A 20710-nucleotide genomic window follows, 5' to 3' on the forward strand; every position below is an offset into this window, starting at 1 on the left:
ATCTTTTTATTAAAAAAGACATTGTTAAAGGATCTTTTATGAAAGTTTTAGTCATTGGTAATGGTGGGCGCGAACATGCGCTTGCTTGGAAAATTGCACAATCACCACGAGTATCTAAAGTCTTTGTTGCACCAGGTAATGCAGGTACTTCACTAGAGCCTAGCTTAGAAAATATCAACATCAAAGCGACCGACGTCGGTGGACTGCTTAGTTTTGCTCAGCAAGAACAAATTGATTTAACGATAGTTGGCCCCGAAGCCCCGTTAGTGATTGGCATTGTTGATAGCTTTCAAAAAGCAGGATTAAAAATCTTTGGCCCAACCAAAGCAGCTGCACAACTTGAAGGATCAAAAGCCTTTACTAAAGACTTCTTAGCTCGCCACAATATCCCCACAGCCGAATATCAAAACTTTACCGAAGTTGCTCCAGCTATTAACTATATCCGTGAAAAAGGCGTCCCAATTGTCATTAAAGCCGACGGCCTAGCGGCTGGTAAAGGAGTGATTGTTGCCATGACCCTAAAAGAAGCCGAAGATGCCGTACATGACATGTTAGCAGGCAACGCCTTTGGCGATGCAGGGCACCGCGTTGTGATTGAAGAATTTTTAGACGGTGAAGAAGCCAGCTTTATTGTCATGGTTGATGGCAAACATGTCGAGCCAATGGCAACTAGCCAAGACCATAAACGTGTTGGCGACGGCGATACAGGTTTAAACACGGGGGGAATGGGCGCGTATTCGCCAGCTCCTGTTGTAACTGATGCGGTTTTTGCAAAGGTAATGGATAAGATCATCTACCCAACCGTTAACGGTATGGCGCAAGAAGGCAATGTCTATGTTGGCTTTTTATATGCTGGCTTAATGATTGACAAAGATGGCAACCCCAAAGTTATTGAATTCAACTGCCGATTTGGCGATCCTGAAACACAACCAATTATGATGCGAATGCAATCCGATCTGGTCGAACTCTGCCTTGCGGCAGTGGATGGCAAATTAGATACCGTCAAATCAAAATGGGATCCAAGACCTGCATTAGGCGTGGTGCTTGCCGCTGGTGGTTACCCAGGCAAATATAATACCAAAGATGTCATCCTTGGATTGCCTGCCGAATCAACCGAAGATTGCAAAATCTTTCATGCGGGTACTAGTTTAGAAAAAGGGCGTGTTCACACTAATGGCGGGCGAGTATTGTGCATAACCGCACTTGGTAACACGGTACTTGAAGCCCAACAACGGGCTTATCAACAAGCCAAAGACATCTATTGGCATGGTTGTTTTTATCGGCATGATATAGGTTACCGTGCGATTGAGCGAGAGCAAAACGGCCATAAATCTTAATTTCTAAAGTTAATTATGGCGTTTAATGACGCCATAGTAGGTATGAACGAACAATTAACGCAATGCTCATCAATTCTTATTAAATTTTTAAATAAAAGAATGGGAGAAGGGAAGTGAACAAATTATTAGCAGTGTTGGGCGATGATACGACAACTGGTGGTAAAGTAATTTCCGCATCAAATGGAGGGTTTTCTCAAGGTCAAGGCATTGCATGCTTAGGCGATTACGCAAGTTGTCCTAAATGTACAAAAGGGTATGGTTCCATTATTGAAGGAACATATGATTGTATTGTAGATGTCCAATAGGCGATAATCGAATTATCGCCACTAAAAGCTTTGCTTATGTTAATGTTGCAATCCATTCATCAGCGAAAAGCTCAAGTTTTAAAATACCTAGCCCTTCAGAAACCTCATTACCTATCTTTCAAAACCTGATGTATACGCAAAGTGACTCACCACTTGAAATGAGTGATGATACTTCAAAAATTCGATTGGATGCCAAGCGCTTAATGGATTGCACCCACGAACTATGCGAAAAACACCTTTATTATAACGAAATAAAACAATCTTTTATTGATGATGTTGATACATATGCCATGAATATTGTCAATAAAGTTGAAAGTGGAGAAATGAGTTATGAGGAAGGCGCAAAGAAAATAAAGACTGAAGAAAATAATTTATTAGAGCAAAGTTTTATATGGTTGAAAAATGGTTTGTCTATTTTTGGTGGTGTAGGAATGATTCAAACTAGGAGTAGCACTTTGTTCTGTGTGGTCATGTCTTATTGGTGCCCCTATGATAGCGCATGGAGTAAATGGAATATATGAAGGAGGAGCTGGCATTGTTAATGGTGTTATGAACGAGATTGATGGCGGCAACAGAAGTATGGAAGTTGATGGGCCTTTAAGAGGTTGGTATAAAGATGCTACCGAGTCTTTAGGTTTTGATTCTTCAATAGGTGATATTGCTTATGATAGTTTAGATTTAAGTATGTCAGTAGGGGCTAAGTTGAAATTAGTGCCGAAACTGAATAAGTTTGGTGATCCGAGATTTAAATTATTTAAATATGGTCGCAGTAATTTAGAAAATGCTTACAAACAAATGAGTAAGAAATTATTAACTTTTGAAATAGGTAGTGATCTATTATCTTTTTATCAGCTGCGTGAAAAATTAAAAAAAGCTTTTGTACTTAATAAAGATACCAACCAAGTGAGCATGGTTGTTAAAGAGCCAGAAACAATTATTAATACAGGACAAATTGTTGAGAATTGTTCATTGATAATCACAATAGGTAATGATGATGCACCAGATTATTATAGCTGTGAAAGTAGTGATGGTTCAACATATAGAAAAGATAGAGACGGTAATATTATAAAATAAGGAGATTTGCATGGCTATTAAAATGTGGGTTAGCTATTATTTTTTTGCTATTGTTGGGTGTTTTATTCGGCGCTATTTCTCGGGATATATTGCAATGGACTATGAAAATGATAAGACTTTAAATTGTAAACGACGTTTAGCTCTTTTTTATTTTTATTTTATTTTTTTATATAGCCTGTTTATGATAAGTCAGCCAGGAGAAGGGCTTTTTTTAGAACTTGTTTTTTTCTGGTCAGCTGTTTTTATTTTTATATTGTATGTATTTTTTATTAGCTTTCTTGAAACACCACGTAGATACATAAAAAGGAAAAAATGGAAATGATTAATTGAAGTTAAATAGAAGCTGTTGATATTTTGTATTAATCATATGTCTATTTATATTTTTAGCCATATTATGCAACATGCTAATGTGGCTATACCGACATAATTTCTAGCCAAGACCTGCATTAGGTGTGGTGCTTGTCGCTGGCGGTTACCCAGGCAAATATAATACCAAAGATGTCATCCTTGGATTGTCTGCCGAATCAACCGAAGATTGCAAAATCTTTCATGCGGGTACTAGTTTAGAAAAAGGGCGTGTTCACACTAATGGCGGGCGAGTATTGTGCATAACCGCACTTGGTAACACGGTACTTGAAGCCCAACAACGGGCTTATCAGCAAGCCAAAGACATCTATTGGCATGGTTGTTTTTATCGGCATGATATAGGTTACCGTGCGATTGAGCGAGAGCAAAACGGCCATAAATCTTAATTTCTAAAGTTAATTATGGCGTTTAATGACGCCATAATAGGTATGAACGAACAATTAACTCAATGCTCATCAATTCTTATTAAATTTTTAAATAAAAGAATGGGAGAAGGGAGTGAACAAATTATTAGCAGTGTTGGGCGATGATACGACAACTGGTGGTAAAGTAATTTCCGCATCAAATGGAGGGTTTTCTCAAGGTCAAGGCATTGCATGCTTAGGCGATTACGCAAGTTGTCCTAAATGTACAAAAGGGTACGGTTCCATTATTGAAGGAACATATGATTGTATTGTAGATGGTAAACCGGCTGCCTATGATGGTTGCATTGTAGCTTGTGGATGTCCAATAGGTGAGAATCGAATTATCGCCACTAAAAGCTTTATTTATGTTAATGTTGCAATCCATTCATCAGCGAAAAGCTCAAGTTTTAAAATGCCTAGCTCTTCAAAAACCTCATTACCTATTTTTCAAAACCTGATGTATACGCAAAGTGACTCACCACTTGAAATAAGTGATGATACTTCAAAAATTCGATTGGATGCCAAGCGCTTAATGGATTGCACCCACGAACTATGCGAAAAACACCTTTATTATAACGAAATAAAACAATCTTTTATTGATGATGTTGATACATATGCCATGAATATTGTCAATAAAGTTGAAAGTGGAGAAATGAGTTATGAGGAAGGCGCAAAGAAAATAAAGACTGAAGAAAATAATTTATGGAAACAAAGTTTTATATGGTCGAAAAATGGTTTGTCTATTTTTGGTGGTGTAGGAATGATTCAAACTGGGGTAGCACTTTGTTCTGTGGGATTGTCATGTCTTATTGGTGCCCCTATGATAGCGCATGGAGGAAATGGAATATATGAAGGAGGAGCTGGCATTGTTAATGGTGTTATGAACGAGATTGATGGCGGCAACAGAAGTATGGAAGTTGATGGGCCTTTAAGAGGTTGGTATAAAGATGCTACCGAGTCTTTAGGTTTTGATTCTTCAATAGGTGATATTGCTTATGATAGTTTAGATTTAAGTATGTCAGTAGGGGCTAAGTTGAAATTAGTGCCGAAACTGAATAAGTTTGGTAATCCAATATTTAAATTATTTAAATATGGTCGCCGTGATTTAGAAAACGCTTACAAACAAATGAGTAAGAAATTATTAACTGTGGAAATTCTTGGTGATGCTATTTCTCTTAGAGAACTAGCTAATCAGTTAAAAAAAGCTTTTATACTTAATAAAGATACCAACCAAGTGAGCATGGTTGTTAAAGAGCCAGAAACAATTATTAATACAGGACAAATTGTTGAGAATTGTTCATTGATAATCACAATAGGTAATGATGATGCACCAGATTATTATAGCTGTGAAAGTAGTGATGGTTCAACATATAGAAAAGATAGAGACGGTAATATTATAAAATAAGGAGATTTGCATGGCTGTTGAAATATGGGTTAGCTATTATTTTTTTGCTATTGTTGGGTGTTTTATTCGGCGCTATTTTTCGGAATATATTGCAATGGACTACAATAATGACAAAACTTTAAATCGTAAACGACGTTTAGCTCTTTTTTATTTTTATTTTATTTCTTTATATAGCCTGTTAATTATAAGTCAGCCAGGAGAAGGTTTTTTTTCAAATATTATTTTTTTCTGGTCAGCTGTTTTTATTTTTATATTGTATGTATTTTTTATTAGCTTTCTTGAAACACCACGTAGATACATAAAAAGGAAAAAATGGAAATGATTAATTGAAGTTAAATAGAAGCTGTTGATATTTTGTATTAATCATATGTCTATTTATATTTTTAGCCATATTATGCAACATGCTAATGTGGCTATACCGACATAATTTCTAGCCAAGACCTGCATTAGGTGTGGTGCTTGCCGCTGGTGGTTACCCAGGCAAATATAATACCAAAGATGTCATCCTTGGATTTCCTGCCGAATCAACCGAAGATTGCAAAATCTTCCATGCGGGTACTAGTTTAGAAAAAGGGCGTGTTCACACTAATGGCGGGCGAGTATTGTGCATAACCGCACTTGGTAACATGGTACTTGAAGCCCAACAACGGGCTTATCAGCAAGCCAAAGACATCTATTGGCATGGTTGTTTTTATCAGCATGATATTGGTTACCGTGCGATTGAGCGGGAACAAAACAAATAGTGATGATTGGGTGTTTTTTTAAGAAAAACACCCAATAAAAACTTTAATAAAATCAATACCTTTCCTCACTGTTTTTTTAGCGGAAAATCAGCTTTTTTGTTTTTGTGAATAGAATAAATTGAGTGCAGAGGTTTCGGACGTTTTGACTTTTTGTGAACAAAATAGCTACAGTGACAACGTCCGAGTCAGGGAATTAAAGCGAATTCCCTGACAACCCACGCTTTGGCTGCTACGGCTAACCCTCCGCCGTCGCTCGGTCTTAACGCACCGTTTGTGCAATTACTCGTATCATCCTGATACTCGCCTCTACGAGGCCACCTTCTCTATGCTCAGGTGTTCAAATTTGTTCCAGACAAATTTGTCCGACGCCGAAACAAGACAACAACATAACCTTAGGTCTTTTTTGTGAGTTGTTTTTGTGTTAAAAAGCAATGCAAAAACCCCAAAAAAGTGGTCAGGAAAGGTACTAATTTTATTAAAGTTTTTTCTATCCGTTTTTTTGAATATAAACCTCTCCAAACCCTTTTTTTTACGATAATTTAAAGTTCAATAAAATCAATACATTAGAAAATAGCTTAAAAAAAGGGTTTTCAAAGTCAAAATTGTTGTTTATCTTTATATAACAAGATTTATCAAATCTTGAGTTCTACCTTAACGCCGTATAGGCGGTTTAGAAAGATATGCCGAATTGGTTTCTATCTGTCAGTTTCCTTAACGCCGTATAGGCGGTTTAGAAAGTTTGGTTGACTGGTTAGCTGATTATTACGATCCTTAACGCCGTATAGGCGGTTTAGAAAAAAAGGCGCTAGAGTAACTATAAAATACAACTCCTTAACGCCGTATAGGCGGCAATAAAAAATAAAGTTAATCACATAATTAAAAAGCAATCGGCTATGTTATCTGTTTTATTCCGGCGTCAGAATGTGGCAACAACAGAGCGAGTTTGTGGCGCGCTTGACAAATTTGTCTGGAACAAATTTGAACATCTGAGCATAGCGAAGAAAGCGAATATCAGGATGATACGAGTATTGCCGAAGGCCACATTCTGCAGCCAAAGCGTGGGTTGTCAGGGAATTTGCTTTAATTCCCTGACTCGGACGTGGGCACTGTAGCCATTTTGTTCACCAAAGGTCAAAACGTCAGAAACCACCGTACCAACCCCATTCTATGCACCAACAAAAAAACATCATTTTGATGAAAAAATTGGTCAGGAAAGGTGTTGATTTTATTGATGTTTTTTCTTGTTGTTTTTTAACAAAAAAACAACATTACGCCCCCTGATTTGTCAAAAACAACCCAAGTGATGGATTTTGCGTTTCGTTATGAAAACCATACCCCAAAGCTTTCAAATGCTGATTAAATTCACTACTATCACTTTCGCCAATTTCAAACGCAGCAAGTACTCTACCATAATCAGTCCCATGGCTACGGTAATGGAACATCGAAATATTCCAATTTGTCCCTAATGTTTGCAAGAATTTAAGCAAAGCGCCTTGTGATTCAGGAAATTCAAAACTATACACTTGTTCTTGAAGCGATTTGCACGGTTTGCCGCCAATCATGTAACGAACATGCAGTTTTGCCATTTCATCTTCGGTCAGATCCACAACAGGGTAGCCTGCGGCGGTAAGTTCTTGCATGATGTCGTCTTTTTCGTTGCTTTGCGCAATTTTGATGCCGACAAAAATATAGGCGGACTTGTCGTCGTGGTAGCGGTAGTTAAATTCGGTCACTGAGCGTCTGCCAAGGAGTTGGCAGAATTTTAAAAAACTGCCTTTCTTTTCGGGAATGGTGACTGCAAAGAGTGCTTCACGCTTTTCGCCAAGTTCGCAACGTTCTGATACATAACGTAAGTTGTGGAAATTTAAATTTGCCCCCGATAATATGTGGGCAAGATTTTCGCCGCTGATGTTGTGGTGCTCTACGTATTTTTTTAGCCCTGCTAAGGCAACTGCGCCAGAGGGTTCAGCTATGGCACGTACATCGTCAAATAGGTCTTTTACTGCTGCGCAAATTTCGTCGCTACTGACGGTGATAATATCGTCGATATATTGTTGGCAAAGCCTGAATGTTTCGTCTCCAATTCGTTTAACGGCGACACCTTCGGCAAAAAGTCCAACACGATCTAAATCAACAGGGTGGCCGGCATCTAACGCCGCTTTTAAGCAAGCGGAATCTTTAGGTTCGACCGCAATAACTTTGATTGATGGCATGATTTGTTTGATTAATACCGCAACGCCAGCAGCAAGCCCTCCACCACCGACGGGTACAAAGATGCGGTCGAGTTTGGCATTTTGTTGTAATAATTCCATCGCAATACTGCCTTGTCCTGCAATGACAAGTGGGTGGTCAAAGGGTGGAATAAAAATGCGTTTTTGTTCTTTGGCAAGCGCCATGGCTTTGGCTTTGGCTTCGTCAAAATTGGCTCCGTACAAAAGTACTTCACCGCCGAAGCTTTTTACTGCTTCGACTTTGATGTCGGCGGTTGTTAGCGGCATAACAATTAAAGAACTGATGCCTAATTTAGTCGCCGAAAAAGCAACGCCCTGCGCATGGTTGCCTGCTGATGCGGCAATAACACCGCATTTGCGTTCATCTTCACTTAGGCTTGCTATCATGGTTTGTGCGCCACGGATTTTGAAACTGTGGACGAGTTGGCGGTCTTCGCGCTTGACAAAAATTTGATTATTTAATCTTGTTGAGATTTTTTCCATCTTTTCAAGTGGAGTGACTTCGGCCACGTCATAAACGGCACTGCAAAGTGTTGCTTTTAAGTAGTCGGCGCCTGTGAATTGTGTGTTTTGTTGTTTCACATTAACCTCCAAGTTTGCTTTTATCACGAACTGCCCCTTTGTCTGCGCTGGTTGCTAAGCTAGCGTAAGCTTTAAGTGCATAAGAGACTTGGCGGTTGCGGTGGTGAGGCGTAAAGGCTTTGTCACCACGGGCAAGTTCGGCGACTCGGCGGCGTTCAAGTTCATCATTAGGGACATCTAGTACGAGTTTTCGATTTGGAATATCAATATCGATTATATCACCATCACGAACTAGCCCTATAACTCCACCACTTGCTGCTTCTGGTGAGATGTGTCCGATTGATAAGCCCGATGATCCTCCTGAAAATCGTCCATCAGTAATAAGGGCACAAGCTTTGCCAAGTCCCATTGATTTTAGATAGCTGGTTGGGTAGAGCATTTCTTGCATGCCCGGTCCACCTTTTGGTCCTTCGTAAATAATGACAACTACATCGCCTGCTATTATTTTTCCACCTAAAATGGCATCGACAGCATCTTCTTGGCTTTCAAATACTTTGGCAGGGCCTCGGAAAATGAGATTTTCAGCAGCAACGCCTGCAGTTTTAACAATTGCTCCATCCAGTGCTACGTTACCATAGAGTGTGGCAAGTCCACCATCTTGACTATAGGCATGGGCTATATCACGAATACACCCCTCTTGACGGTCATCGTCAAGTGTGTCCCAATAGCAGTCTTGTGAAAATGCTTTGGTAGTGCGAATGCCGGCTGGGCCACTACGGTACATTTTTTTGACGGTTTCGTCGTTAGTTTGTTTGATGTCGTATTTAGTAAAGGTTTCTTGTAATGATAAACCGAGTACGTTGTGAACATTACGATTGAGTAGGCCTGCTTTGTCTAATTCAGACATGATTGATACCACGCCACCAGCACGGTGTACATCTTCCATATGATATTTTGCAGTACTTGGCGCCACTTTGCATAGGTGTGGGACTTTGCGGGATAATTTGTCGATATCTGACATAGTAAAATCGATTTCACCCTCTTGTGCTGTTGCTAGCAGATGTAAAACGGTATTGGTCGATCCCCCCATGGCAATATCGAGTGACATGGCGTTTTCATATGCGGCTTTAGTTGCGATAGCGCGTGGTAGGTAAGATTCATCATCATGTTCGTAATAGCGTTTGGTAATTTCAACAATGCGTTTTGCTGCTTGTAAAAAGAGTTGTTCACGCTGTTTGTGTGTGGCAACTAATGAGCCGTTGCCGGGTAGGGATAGGCCTAAGGCCTCAGTTAAGCAGTTCATGGAGTTAGCGGTAAACATGCCTGAGCAAGAGCCACAAGTTGGACAGGCTGATTCTTCGATTGCTTTGCTGTCTTCGTCGCTGACATTTGGGTTAGCACTTTGGATCATGGCATCGACCAGATCTAATTTTATAATTTGATCTGACAGTTTGGTTTTGCCCGCTTCCATTGGTCCACCAGAAACAAAAATGGTGGGAATATTTAAACGAAGTGATGCCATTAACATGCCGGGAGTGATTTTGTCGCAGTTCGAGATGCAGATCATTGCATCGGCACAATGTGCGTTAACCATATATTCAACCGAATCGGCAATAAGTTCGCGCGATGGTAATGAATAGAGCATACCACCATGCCCCATGGCGATGCCGTCATCAACGGCGATTGTGTTGAATTCTTTGGCAATACCACCCGATGCTTCAATTTGTTTTGCAACCAGTTGACCAATGTCTTTTAGATGGACATGCCCTGGTACGAATTGTGTAAATGAGTTAACCACCGCAATGATGGGTTTACCAAAGTCTTCATTTTTAACGCCTGTTGCACGCCATAATGCACGGGCACCAGCCATGTTTCGGCCTTCGACCGAGGTTGCTGAACGATATTTAGGCATTTTTTGCTCCCAAGTTTTTATTATGCATACGATTTTATTTTGTCTCGATAATAAATCAATATAGCTAATTCGATGTTTAAAAAATTCCCACCAAATTAGTTGGTGGGAGTGATTTTTATTTAATTGGATCTAACCAACCGTATTTGTCTTCGGTTTTACCACTAAATAAGCCAAAAAATGTTTGTTGTATTTGTTTGGTGATTGGGCCGCAACGACCAATACCCACTTGAATGCGGTCAACACTGCGTACGGGGGTGATTTCGGCTGCGGTGCCTGTCATAAACACTTCGTCGGCTAAATAAAGTGATTCACGAGATAGTGTTTGTTCACGCACTTCTATGCCAATGTCGCGTGCTAATGTTAATACTGCATCACGTGTAATACCCGGTAGCGCTGAAGACGATAGCACTGGGGTATATAAAATGCTATCTTTTATGATGAATAGGTTTTCGCCTGCGCCTTCTGATAGGTGACCATGCACATCTAATGCGATACCTTCTTGGAAACCATTTGCTCGTGCTTCAGATCCAATTAGTAATGACGATAAATAGTTACCGCCCGCTTTAGCTGCTGCGGGAATGGTGTTTGATGCGACACGATGCCACGATGAGACCATTGCATCAATACCTTGGTCTAATGCTTCTTCGCCAAGATAGGCACCCCATGGGAATGCGGCAATCATGACATCGGTTTGATAACCTGCTGGTGGGTTGACTCCCATGCCTACATCACCAACAAAAACAAGTGGGCGGATATAAGCACTTTTTAAATTATTTTTTTTGATGGTTTGGCGAGTTGCTTCCATAATTTCTTCAAGCGAATAAGGAACAGGAAAACGATAAATTTTGGCTGAGTTTAATAGTCGTTGTGCGTGTTCTTTATGGCGAAAAATAGCAGGGCCTTTATGGGTGTCATAACAACGTACCCCTTCAAATACTGAAGTTCCATAATGTAAGGCGTGCGACATAACATGTACTTTGGCATCTGCCCATGGAACCATTTCGCCATTAAACCAAATATAATCCGATTTTGCTGTAGAACCCATTTTTGTTTTCCTCTTTATTTTTTATTTGATAAGCATTTTTTGCTGTAAGTATTTTGCTTTAATGGTTAAGCATTATACTCTGAACTTGTGTTTGTTTAACTGTTAAGTTATTTATTAATTTGGTTAATCTTTTATTCAACTGTAATGACATCTTCTAATTTTGCGACTTGGTTTTGTAATGTTGATAGTGATCTTTCGGTCGTTAAGTGTAGCGTCATTGTTATTGTGTTGTTTTCGAATGTTTGCATTTGCATTGATTCGATGTGTCCACCTCGATGGCGGATTACACGCAATATTCGTTCAAGTGTTCCTAAGGCGTCATTCGCTTTTATGGTTAATTGATGTTGCGTTTGTTGGTTCATTGCTTACTCCTTGCCACTTTTGTCTAACATGTTTTCGTTGGCCGCACCAGGTGGTACAAGTGGCCATACGTTTTCTAATTCGTCTATGCATACATGTAAAAGGTAAGCACCTTTGGAATTGAACATGTTGTCAAGCGCACCGTTTATTTGTGACTTTTTGCTGATGGTTTGCCCCGGTATGTCAAACGCTTTGGCTAGCGTTAAAAAATCGGGATTATCAGATAGGTTTGTTTCGCTGTATCTTTCGTTAAAAAATAGCTCTTGCCATTGGCGAACCATGCCTAAGCGTTGGTTATCAATTAATACAATTTTTATTGGTAGCTGTTTGCGTTTGATGGTGGTGAGTTCTTGAACATTCATCATGAATGAACCATCGCCCGATACACAAATAACGCAGTCATTCGGTCTTGCCATTTGTGCACCAACGGCAGCAGGTAAACCAAATCCCATAGTGCCAAGCCCACTTGATGTGATAAAGTTTTGTGGGTGGGTAAAGCGCATGTGCTGGGCTGTCCACATTTGGTGTTGTCCAACATCGGTTGTAATAACTGCATCGGCCGATTTACGCTCTGATAGGGTTTTTAATAATGCTGGTGCATAAATGGCTTCGCCTGGGTGATCATAACGGGTTGGATGCTGTGCTTTTAATTCATCAATCCTTTGATGCCATGCATTTATTGATACAGTTTGATTTAGCAAGGGTAACACGTGTTTTATGTCACCTTGCAATCCTAAATGGCTTTGGCGTAATTTGTTGATTTCGGCTTGGTCAATATCAACATGAAGCACTTTAGCATGTCGTGCAAATTCGTTAAGATTGCCCGTTACTCTGTCATCAAATCGCACTCCTAACGCAATTAGTAGATCGCACTCTTGCACTGCTAAATTAGCTGCTTTGGCGCCGTGCATGCCAATTAGTCCTAAATAATAAGGGTTATTAAGATCGGCTACGCCAAGTCCTTTTAGTGTTGATACACTTGGGATGTTTGTTAGTGCCATGAATTGTCTTAGTTCGGCTATTGCTCCAGAAAGTCCAACACCACCACCAATGTAAAGGATTGGTTTTTTAGCTCGGGCGATCATTTGTTTGGCTTGGTTTATATCATCAGGCAAGATTGGATATAATTGAGAGTTATCTTGTTGAGAAGTTTTGGTTAAGGATGGCGATAAATAGTTTTGGTACTCTAGGTTTGCAAGCTGTATGTCTTTGGGGATGTCAATTAATATTGGTCCCGGCCTGCCTGAATTGGCTAAGTCAAAGGCCTGCTCTAAGGTGTTGGGTAAGTCTTTAGCCTCATCAATTAAGTAACTGTGTTTGGTGCAAGCAAGTGATAATCCTAAAACATCTACTTCTTGAAAGGCGTCAGTACCAATAAGGTTGGTGGGAACTTGTCCTGTTATGGCAACAATCGGTACTGAATCAATTAAGGCATCGGCAAGACCTGTGATGATGTTTGTTGCACCAGGGCCAGAGGTTGCAATGCAGACACCTGTTTTTCCTGTTGATCGGGCATAGCCTATGGCTGCCATGGCTGCACCTTGTTCGTGGCGACACAGTACATGCTCAATACCACCATCATAAAGCGCATCATATAGTGGCATAATTTGTCCGCCAGGATATCCAAAAACGGTAGTTACGCCTTTCTCTTTTAAAGTTTTTACTATCCACTGTGTTCCTAACATTGATTCCTCACTTATTTTGCCCATTTATTTTTCATAAAAAATAAGGTTCATAAAAAAACCCCCGCTTTTTGAGGGCGGGGGTTTTTGATCTATGTATGAACATATTTTTAATTCAAAAAACGCCCCCGCGCAGGAATAATGACCACGCTGACAATAATGTTGATGAGGACGATTTTGAGTGAAAATTTCATAATGTTATATAATTAACTTTTTGTCATTTTTAAAAACTATTCTTAACAAAATACTCGTTTTTAAAAAAAGTGCAACCGTTTTTTGACGTTTTTGTCATGTGTATCAATAATCTGTTGAAAAGGTTTGGCGATTTTTTTGTTGCAGTATAAAAAAACATCATTTTTGATGCTTTGTTTTGGTGTTTTTGATGATGTGGTGTATAAATAGTAAACATGAGTAATATTAAGAAATATCGTATATCTAAACCATTAAAATGAGATATCAGTATGAAAATATTGCAACTAATTCTTTTTGCACTTTTAAATCTAGCTTTAATCAGCTGTGATAACGCTAAAAGCCCTTCACAAAGTGCGTCCAATACAGATTCAAAAAACAGCGAGCTTAGCGATACTCAAAATGAAGTGATTGAACCAATAAAAAAAGCGTTACCGATTGATATTGATGAGTTCACTACGTTAGTTGGGGTAGAAAAAGATCATAATACAATTAATTATACTTATAGTGTTCGAAATACACCTGAACAAGCTCTATTATTACCAACAACAATTGATGCTATTCGTCAAAAATTGCTTAAGACGTATTGTGAAAATAGTGATGAGATGAGAACACTAAAAAATGATTTTCTGGATGGTATTAACTATCACTACGATATTAATAATAAAGAAATCATTATAATTGAATTAAAATCAACAGATTGCGAAGTTAATTGATCTTTTTTGTTAATGCGCTATATCTAGCTTAGTTAATTTTAATTTGCTACACTAAATCCAGTACAAAATTATACAACGATCATGGCTTTGATATGACTATTTTCACCGTTCTCACCAAGCCCACTCAAAGCCAGCTTTAATGAATTTTTAGTCCTTATTTTTAATTTTTTTGAAAATTTAGAAGGTGTTACCAAGTAGCAAAATTCAGTTTTAAAAGCAAAAGTCTTTAAAAAAGTCCCAATCTTAAACTATATAATTTATTGAGTTGATTAAGTATTTTTAACATTGATATGAGTACACATAGGATTTTGTGAGTCTTAATTGATTTTATTTAAATTATATTAAGGTTTTATAAAAAATATAGATTAACTTAGGAGCATATTATGCGTAAACAAAAAATCTATAATCCACTTACCAAATATCATCATGACAAGTTTCCAAAACAAAAACAGGTTGCACCGGCTTTACAGTGTGAAATGACCCCAATTCCTGATTGTGGCGAAAAGAGCTATCAAGGGCATAATCGTTTAGAAGGGCGTAAAATGCTTGTGACTGGCGGCGATTCAGGCATTGGACGTGCAGCAGCGATTGCTTATGCTAAAGAAGGCGCTGATGTGGCTATCAATTATCTTCCTGTTGAACAAAAAGACGCGGAAGAAGTTGCTAAAGTTATTGAGGCCGCTGGGCGTAAAGTGGTGTTAATTCCCGGTGATTTAAGTGATGAGGCGTTTTGTAAAAAATTAGTTGATGAAGCTCATGATAAATTAGGTGGGTTAGATAATTTGACGTTAGTTGCCGGTAAGCAAACTGCAGTCGAAAATATTATGGACCTTACCACAGAGCAAATTAAAAAAACGTTTGAAGTGAATGTGTTCTCGCTTTTTTGGATGACTAAAGCAGCTTTAGGATATTTAAAACCCGGTTCGACTATTATTACTACTTCGTCAGTTCAGGCTTATCAACCTAGTGGTAATTTATTAGATTATGCTTCAACTAAGACGGCTATTATTGCGTTTACTCGTGGTTTAGCTAAACAATTAGCACATAAAGGTATCCGTGTAAATAGCGTGGCGCCGGGACCAGTTTGGACTCCACTACAAATTTGTGGTGGTCAACCAAGTGATGTGATTCCTGAATTTGGTAAACAAACCCCATTACAACGAGCAGGTCAACCTGTTGAGCTTGCTGGTGTTTATGTGCATTTAGCATCAGAAGAGTCAAGCTATACAACAGGCGAAACGTATGGTGTTACTGGTGGTATGCATATTAACTAATTAAGTAATTAGCTAATAGATAATGGTCACTGTAAAAGTGCTTTTTATGCGCTTTTACAGCTGATTTATAGGTAATCAATTTTTAAAATCAATAGGTTATTGCGAATCCAAATCACTATAGCCAATATAAATTAAAAATAGAAGGGGAATAATATGAAACTTTTTAAAGTAATCTCTTTAGTAGTATTAGGGTTTTTTTTAGTTAATTGTGATAATTCAAAATCAAAAGCTGATGATATCAAGCAGCAAGCCGAGCAGACAAGTTCAGAAATAAATGACAAGGCTAATCAAGTAGGATCTCAAATTAGCGAAAAAGCGAGTCAATTAAGCTCTGAAATTGGCGATAAAGCAAGTCAATTAGGCTCAAAAATTGGCGATCAAGTTAAGCAAGTAAGTTCAGCCGTTAGTGATAAGGCTAAAGATTTGTATGAACAAACAAAATCGGAAAAAGAAGATATGCTTAATAAGATTAAAGAAGGTAATTATGGTGTTGCTCAAGGTTTGATGATCAAGGCGATTAAAACAAAATTGCCTGCAACTATTGATTCGAGTATGACTTTGGTTGATGTATCAACAGATAGTAATGCAATTAATTATAAATATGTTGTGAATAATATTACTAAAGATGCATTGCTAGCTGAAACTAATCAAAAAAATTTACAAAATAAATTAGTTGCGTTTTATTGTGGTGATGATGCTAGTATGAAGACGCTAAGATTAGTATTCCCTAGAGGTGCTAATCATAATTATTATATCAATGACGATAAAGTTTTTTCAGTGGGTGTAAAACCGACTGATTGTGATGATAATGATTAAATATGGTTTAATTAGATTCAATAAGTATAAATAGTTAAAACTCATTAGCAATAAAAGGGCTTATTAAAGCCCTTTTTATTTATTATTTATTTTTGTTTAAAAATGTAAAATATGACAATTTTTATACCTATTTGCTTTCAACTATTTTACAATACTAATGCCTGAATAATCGGCAAAAATAAAATTAGTAACTTTAAAATAAAAAGGAATATTGATGAACGATTTAAAACCAGCGGCAGTAGTCGCAATTTTGATGAGCTTAGCTCTTTTTGGTTGTGATAACTCAAAATCCGATGCCAACAAATCAGTTGGTGATTCTTCAAAAAATACTGATCTTACTCTTGTACAAGATACTATTATTAATGAAGCTAAAAAAATGCTTCCAGTTAAAGTTGATGCAAACACTAATTTAGTTGAAATAGCAAAAGATAGTGAATTACTGAATTATAAATATATTATTAATGCTTCAAAAGATGAGATATCAATCTCTGACACAAAAAATCAAACAGGAGAGGCATTGAAAAAAGTTTATTGTGGTAATAACCCACAACTTAAACAGTTTAGAGACGCATTTCCAAATGGTGTCAGTCATAACTATTATATTGGAGATGAAAAAGTAATGTCATTTGAGTTAAAACCGAGCGATTGTGATACTAAATAACGATATATTTATTTTGTATTATTTTGTTTAAGATTATCAAAAAAGTTAAAGTTTATGGATTATATCTATCAATTTTGACGAGTTTAGATAAAAAGGGCCTATTAGAGCCCTTTTTATTGGTTATTTATTTTTGTTTAATATGTAAAATATGATAATTTTTATACCTATTTGTTTTCAAAAATTTTACAATGATAATGCCTGTATTTTGAATAATTGGCAAAAATGAAATTGGTAACTTTAATAAAAAGGAATATCAATGAAAGGTTTAAAACTAGCAGTAGTTGCAATTTTGATGAGTTTAGCTCTTTTCGGTTGTGATAATTCGAAATCTGATGCCAACCAAGTAGTTGGTGATTCTTCAAAAAATACTGATCTTGCTATTTTACAAGATACCATTATTAATGAAGCTAAAAAAATGCTTCCAGTTAAAGTTGATGCAAAAACTAATTTAGTTGAAATAGCAAAAGATAGTGAATTGCTGAATTATAAATATATTATTAATGCTTCAAGAGATGAAATATCAATCTCTGATTTAGTTGAAATAGCAAAAGCTAGTGAATTACTGAATTATAAATATATTATTAATGCTTCAAAAGATGAGATATCAATCTCTGACACAAAAAATCAAACAGGAGGGGCATTGAGAAAAATTTATTGTGGTAATAACCCACAAATTAAACAGTTTAGAGACGCATTTCCAAATGGTGTCAGTCATAACTATTACATTGGAAACGAAAAAGTAATGTCATTTGAGGTAAAACCGAGCGATTGTGATACTAAATAACGATATATTTATTTTATTTAAAATTATGAAAAAGTTAAAGTTTATGGATTACATCTATCAATTTTGACGAGTTTAGATAAAAAGGGCTCTATTTGAGTCCTTTTTATTGGTATGAATCTACATTATTATTGGGCTTTCTTCTAGTATATCTGACCAGTTAGCGATTAATTTAGCTAATGTTTTGATGCCTTGTTCAATTTTTTCTTCTGGTACTGTGACAAAAGCAAGTCGCATGCAATTAGTTCGAATAGCATTAGCAAAAAAGGTTTCACCCGGTACAAAAGCAACTTTATGTTGGATTGCTTCGCTAAGTAGTTCTGTCGCATTGATATTTTTTGGTAATTCAATCCAAATAAACATGCCTCCTTCGGGTTTATTCCAAGTGACTGTGGTTGGCATGTATTTTTGTAATGCATTTAACATTGCTTGGCAACGATGACCGTATAATTCACGAATAGTTGGAATATGCTTATCAAGAAAGCCATCTTTTATTACATGGTAAGCAATACGTTGAGTTAGACTTGGGGTATGTAGATCTGCTGCTTGTTTTAGTTGTACCAATTTGTTGATTAATTTTTCATTGGCAACGATATACCCAAGGCGTAGTCCTGGAGCTAAGATTTTTGAGAAAGAACCTAAATAAATAGTGTTTTCTGGCGCTAATGTGTATAAGCTTGGTAAACGATGTCCTTGGTAATCTAATTCTCCATAAGGATCGTCTTCGACCAATGCAAGGTTATTGCGGATTGCTTTTTCTGCTAATTGTTGGCGTCGTGCTAATGGTAAACGGCGTCCTGTCGGGTTTTGAAAGTTAGGGATTACATACATAAAATTGGCATCGGCTGCCGTTTTGTCATCAAGTTTTTCAGGAATAATGCCTTGTTCATCACCTTCTAGCGAAATATACTCAGGCTCATATTGAGTGAAAGATTGTAATCCACCTAAATAGGTTGGGGTTTCAACTAGGACTTTACTTCCTTTGTCTATCAGTGCTTTGCCAATAAGATCTAAAGCTTGTTGAGAACCAGTGACTATCAAAATTTGGTTAGGTTTTACGTTAGTGTTATCACGCTGAGATAAATATTCAGCTAACCAGATGCGTAGCGGTGCATAACCTTCGGTTGGTCCATATTGTAAAGAACCACTCATTTCGTCAGCGGTAATAATATGGTCGAAGGCGTCTTTTATTTTTTGAACTGGAAAAGTATTTGGCGAAGGTAAACCTCCAGCAAATGAAATAACATCAGGCTGTTCGGTAATTTTTAAAATTTCACGAATAGCAGAGCTTTTCAATGCTATAGCTCGGTTAGATAGTTTCCACAACATAAATACTCACCTTTATCTTGTTTATAGTTTTATAGTCGGTTTTATCAGTGCATTATTGTATTTTAATGAATAATGCTTTTTTAGAATGATTTAGATATCGACAATATTTTAGTTACAATATTATTTTCGTGCTCACTATAATATGGCATATTTAATTTGTCATTAAAACAAATTAAACAATTTAGCCGTATTTTAATTGTTTAATATAATAAGTTTGTATTGATATAAAAAAACAGGGCTGTTGCCCTGTTTTTTATTTTTGAGATATTTTATTCGAGTGCTTTGCCTTTTGTTTCAGGTATTAAAAAGACAAATGCAGCAGCCGATAATAAATAAGCGGCAGACAATAAAGCTAATGCATAGCTAATTGAGTAGACAGTGGCCAAATAGGCAATAAGCACTTGTGATACGCCAGCAAGACCACGACCTATATTGAAGATAATGTTTTCAGCACTTGATCGTGCATCTGTTGGGTAATGCTCAGCAAGCAACGCACCATATCCACCCATCATGCCATTGACAAAAAAGCCAATCACTGAACCAAATATAATAAGTATAACCATATCAGTTTGTTGGAAATAGAACCAAATCGAAACGGCTGAAACAAATAAAAACAGAATGTAAGAAGGACGACGGCCAAATTTGTCGCATAACCAACCAAAAATCAAAATCCCTAATGACATGCCAATAGTGGTTGAAATGGTCCAAAACATGGTGTTTTTAAATGGCAATTTGAGTTCGGTTGCAATCATGTTTGGCATCCAAACCATGAGTCCATAAAAGCCGAAGTTTTGTACTGCACAAGCAATGGTTAATCCTATTGTTGTTGCTATTGTTCGGGGATTTTTAAATAATTTGCCAATGGCAATTTTATTTTTGTTTTGGTTTTTAAGGTTTTGCCAAATTTCAGGTTCTTTTAGACCTTTACGAGTCCATGCAACAAATAAAGCAGGTAATACACCCATGGCAAAAGCCCAGCGCCAGCCATAAATTTCACCAATAAAATTGACAGTCAATGCGGCTAAAATAATACCTACTTGAAAGCCTAGTGCAACAATTGATGTTGCTCTTGAACGTTTATTTTTAGGCCAGCTTTCAGAAACTAGCGTCATGCCAATACCAAATTCGCCACCAAGACCAAGCCCACTTAAAAAGCGAAATATTAAAAAGCACTCATAGTTGGGTGAAATTGCGCATAGTCCAGTAAAAAAGGAAAATATTAAAATCGTCCATGAAAAAACTCTAACTCGACCATATTTATCAGCAAGTACACCAAATAAAATGCCCCCTAATACTGCGCCAAGTAGGGTCACTGATGTTAAGGTGCCTAAATCTGCTTTAGTTAGGTTAAAGCTTGTCGAAATCAGGCTAAAACAAACACCTAAAATCATCATATCCATGCCATCAAGTGCATAACCTACGGTGGAAGCAAAAAGTGTTTTCTTTTGGTATGGCGTTGTTTGTTCACTTTCGCTTTCAGCTTGCTGGGCTGTGTTTGCTTCAGTTTTCATGTATACCTCTAGTTTTTAAAATTAGATAGTTACTTAAAATTTTCATT

19 protein-coding genes and 2 pseudogenes are annotated in these 20710 nt (G+C 37.4%); 14 read left to right on the forward strand and 7 right to left on the reverse strand.

The window, feature by feature from the left end; all coding sequences use genetic code 11:
* Positions 1–38: 38 nt before the first annotated feature.
* The 9 genes and pseudogenes from purD to GQ594_RS01945 form a co-directional block, all read left to right on the forward strand.
* Positions 39–1337, forward strand: a complete 1299-nt coding sequence (purD, locus tag GQ594_RS01905; RefSeq protein WP_160411195.1) for a phosphoribosylamine--glycine ligase — start codon at positions 39–41, stop codon at positions 1335–1337.
* Between the two features lie 113 nt (positions 1338–1450).
* Positions 1451–1642, forward strand: coding sequence for a PAAR domain-containing protein (locus GQ594_RS01910; protein WP_160411196.1), 192 nt, complete (start codon positions 1451–1453; stop codon positions 1640–1642).
* Positions 1621–2163, forward strand: coding sequence for a hypothetical protein (locus tag GQ594_RS01915; RefSeq protein WP_160411197.1), 543 nt, complete (start codon positions 1621–1623; stop codon positions 2161–2163). Before GQ594_RS01910 ends, GQ594_RS01915 begins: the two co-directional genes overlap by 22 nt.
* Positions 2132–2716 (forward strand): DUF4225 domain-containing protein, encoded by a 585-nt coding sequence (locus GQ594_RS01920; RefSeq protein WP_160411198.1) that lies wholly within the window; start codon positions 2132–2134, stop codon positions 2714–2716. The genes GQ594_RS01915 and GQ594_RS01920 overlap by 32 nt, the downstream gene beginning before the upstream one ends.
* 10 nt (positions 2717–2726) lie before the next feature.
* On the forward strand, positions 2727–3038 hold the full coding sequence (locus tag GQ594_RS01925) for a hypothetical protein (RefSeq protein WP_160411199.1): 312 nt from the start codon (positions 2727–2729) through the stop codon (positions 3036–3038).
* A gap of 112 nt (positions 3039–3150) precedes the next feature.
* Positions 3151–3468 (forward strand): annotated as a pseudogene (locus GQ594_RS01930) (phosphoribosylglycinamide synthetase C domain-containing protein); the annotation flags it as partial.
* Positions 3469–3580: 112 nt separating this feature from the next.
* Positions 3581–4891: a PAAR domain-containing protein gene (locus GQ594_RS01935; protein ID WP_160411201.1), complete on the forward strand. Its 1311-nt coding sequence runs from the start codon at positions 3581–3583 to the stop codon at positions 4889–4891.
* 10 nt (positions 4892–4901) lie between these two features.
* Complete coding sequence (locus GQ594_RS01940; protein WP_160411202.1) at positions 4902–5213, forward strand: hypothetical protein; 312 nt, start codon at positions 4902–4904, stop codon at positions 5211–5213.
* A 112-nt stretch (positions 5214–5325) separates the two neighbouring features.
* A pseudogene (locus GQ594_RS01945) lies at positions 5326–5634 on the forward strand (phosphoribosylglycinamide synthetase C domain-containing protein); the annotation flags it as partial.
* Between the two features lie 1268 nt (positions 5635–6902).
* Here GQ594_RS01945 and ilvA read toward each other — a convergent pair.
* From ilvA to ilvG, 5 genes are all read right to left on the reverse strand, one after another.
* The gene (gene ilvA / locus GQ594_RS01950) at positions 6903–8447 is read right to left on the reverse strand and encodes a threonine ammonia-lyase, biosynthetic (RefSeq protein WP_160411204.1); all 1545 of its coding nucleotides are present in this window, start codon (positions 8445–8447) and stop codon (positions 6903–6905) included.
* Position 8448: 1 nt separating this feature from the next.
* Positions 8449–10299, reverse strand: a complete 1851-nt coding sequence (gene ilvD, locus GQ594_RS01955) for a dihydroxy-acid dehydratase (RefSeq protein WP_160400132.1) — start codon at positions 10297–10299, stop codon at positions 8449–8451.
* A 115-nt stretch (positions 10300–10414) separates the two neighbouring features.
* Positions 10415–11344 (reverse strand): branched-chain amino acid transaminase, encoded by a 930-nt coding sequence (locus tag GQ594_RS01960; protein ID WP_160400131.1) that lies wholly within the window; start codon positions 11342–11344, stop codon positions 10415–10417.
* Positions 11345–11475: 131 nt separating this feature from the next.
* On the reverse strand, positions 11476–11706 hold the full coding sequence (gene ilvM / locus GQ594_RS01965) for an acetolactate synthase 2 small subunit (protein ID WP_160400130.1): 231 nt from the start codon (positions 11704–11706) through the stop codon (positions 11476–11478).
* 3 nt (positions 11707–11709) lie between these two features.
* The gene (ilvG, locus tag GQ594_RS01970) at positions 11710–13389 is read right to left on the reverse strand and encodes an acetolactate synthase 2 catalytic subunit (protein WP_160411270.1); all 1680 of its coding nucleotides are present in this window, start codon (positions 13387–13389) and stop codon (positions 11710–11712) included.
* Positions 13390–13847: 458 nt separating this feature from the next.
* On the opposite strand from ilvG, the gene GQ594_RS01975 reads away from it, so the two are divergent.
* The 5 genes from GQ594_RS01975 (at position 13848) to GQ594_RS01995 (ending at position 17826) form a co-directional block, all read left to right on the forward strand.
* The gene (locus tag GQ594_RS01975; protein WP_160411205.1) at positions 13848–14291 is read left to right on the forward strand and encodes a hypothetical protein; all 444 of its coding nucleotides are present in this window, start codon (positions 13848–13850) and stop codon (positions 14289–14291) included.
* 383 nt (positions 14292–14674) lie between these two features.
* Positions 14675–15565, forward strand: coding sequence for an SDR family oxidoreductase (locus GQ594_RS01980; RefSeq protein WP_160400128.1), 891 nt, complete (start codon positions 14675–14677; stop codon positions 15563–15565).
* A 153-nt stretch (positions 15566–15718) separates the two neighbouring features.
* Entirely contained in the window at positions 15719–16381 is a 663-nt protein-coding gene (locus tag GQ594_RS01985; RefSeq protein ID WP_160411206.1) for a hypothetical protein, read from the forward strand.
* Between the two features lie 214 nt (positions 16382–16595).
* Positions 16596–17042, forward strand: a complete 447-nt coding sequence (locus tag GQ594_RS01990) for a hypothetical protein (RefSeq protein ID WP_160411207.1) — start codon at positions 16596–16598, stop codon at positions 17040–17042.
* 256 nt (positions 17043–17298) lie between these two features.
* Positions 17299–17826 carry a hypothetical protein gene (locus tag GQ594_RS01995; RefSeq protein WP_160411208.1) on the forward strand — a complete coding sequence of 176 codons (528 nt, stop codon included), beginning with the start codon at positions 17299–17301 and terminating at the stop codon, positions 17824–17826.
* Positions 17827–17943: 117 nt separating this feature from the next.
* Here GQ594_RS01995 and GQ594_RS02000 read toward each other — a convergent pair whose 3' ends face one another.
* Together GQ594_RS02000 and GQ594_RS02005 are read right to left on the reverse strand one after the other, a co-directional pair.
* A complete protein-coding gene (locus GQ594_RS02000) occupies positions 17944–19152 on the reverse strand; it encodes an aminotransferase-like domain-containing protein (protein ID WP_160411209.1) in 1209 nt (402 codons plus the stop codon).
* 269 nt (positions 19153–19421) lie between these two features.
* The gene (locus GQ594_RS02005; RefSeq protein WP_160411210.1) at positions 19422–20663 is read right to left on the reverse strand and encodes an MFS transporter; all 1242 of its coding nucleotides are present in this window, start codon (positions 20661–20663) and stop codon (positions 19422–19424) included.
* Positions 20664–20710 lie beyond the last annotated feature (47 nt).

Source organism: Gilliamella sp. Pra-s52 (assembly GCF_009795805.1).
Classification (GTDB): Bacteria; Pseudomonadota; Gammaproteobacteria; order Enterobacterales; family Orbaceae; genus Gilliamella.

Bases quoted from the DNA above. Each gene is read 5' to 3' on its own strand.
- purD (WP_160411195.1), top strand. From the start codon at position 39: ATGAAAGTTTTAGTCATTGGTAATGGTGGGCGCGAACATGCGCTTGCT.
- GQ594_RS01920 (WP_160411198.1), top strand. From the start codon at position 2,132: ATGATAGCGCATGGAGTAAATGGAATATATGAAGGAGGAGCTGGCATT.
- GQ594_RS01925 (WP_160411199.1), top strand. From the start codon at position 2,727: ATGGCTATTAAAATGTGGGTTAGCTATTATTTTTTTGCTATTGTTGGG.
- GQ594_RS01940 (WP_160411202.1), top strand. From the start codon at position 4,902: ATGGCTGTTGAAATATGGGTTAGCTATTATTTTTTTGCTATTGTTGGG.
- ilvD (WP_160400132.1), bottom strand. From the start codon at position 10,299: ATGCCTAAATATCGTTCAGCAACCTCGGTCGAAGGCCGAAACATGGCT.
- GQ594_RS01960 (WP_160400131.1), bottom strand. From the start codon at position 11,344: ATGGGTTCTACAGCAAAATCGGATTATATTTGGTTTAATGGCGAAATG.
- ilvM (WP_160400130.1), bottom strand. From the start codon at position 11,706: ATGAACCAACAAACGCAACATCAATTAACCATAAAAGCGAATGACGCC.
- ilvG (WP_160411270.1), bottom strand. From the start codon at position 13,389: ATGTTAGGAACACAGTGGATAGTAAAAACTTTAAAAGAGAAAGGCGTA.
- GQ594_RS01975 (WP_160411205.1), top strand. From the start codon at position 13,848: ATGAAAATATTGCAACTAATTCTTTTTGCACTTTTAAATCTAGCTTTA.
- GQ594_RS01980 (WP_160400128.1), top strand. From the start codon at position 14,675: ATGCGTAAACAAAAAATCTATAATCCACTTACCAAATATCATCATGAC.
- GQ594_RS01985 (WP_160411206.1), top strand. From the start codon at position 15,719: ATGAAACTTTTTAAAGTAATCTCTTTAGTAGTATTAGGGTTTTTTTTA.
- GQ594_RS01990 (WP_160411207.1), top strand. From the start codon at position 16,596: ATGAACGATTTAAAACCAGCGGCAGTAGTCGCAATTTTGATGAGCTTA.
- GQ594_RS01995 (WP_160411208.1), top strand. From the start codon at position 17,299: ATGAAAGGTTTAAAACTAGCAGTAGTTGCAATTTTGATGAGTTTAGCT.
- GQ594_RS02000 (WP_160411209.1), bottom strand. From the start codon at position 19,152: ATGTTGTGGAAACTATCTAACCGAGCTATAGCATTGAAAAGCTCTGCT.
- GQ594_RS02005 (WP_160411210.1), bottom strand. From the start codon at position 20,663: ATGAAAACTGAAGCAAACACAGCCCAGCAAGCTGAAAGCGAAAGTGAA.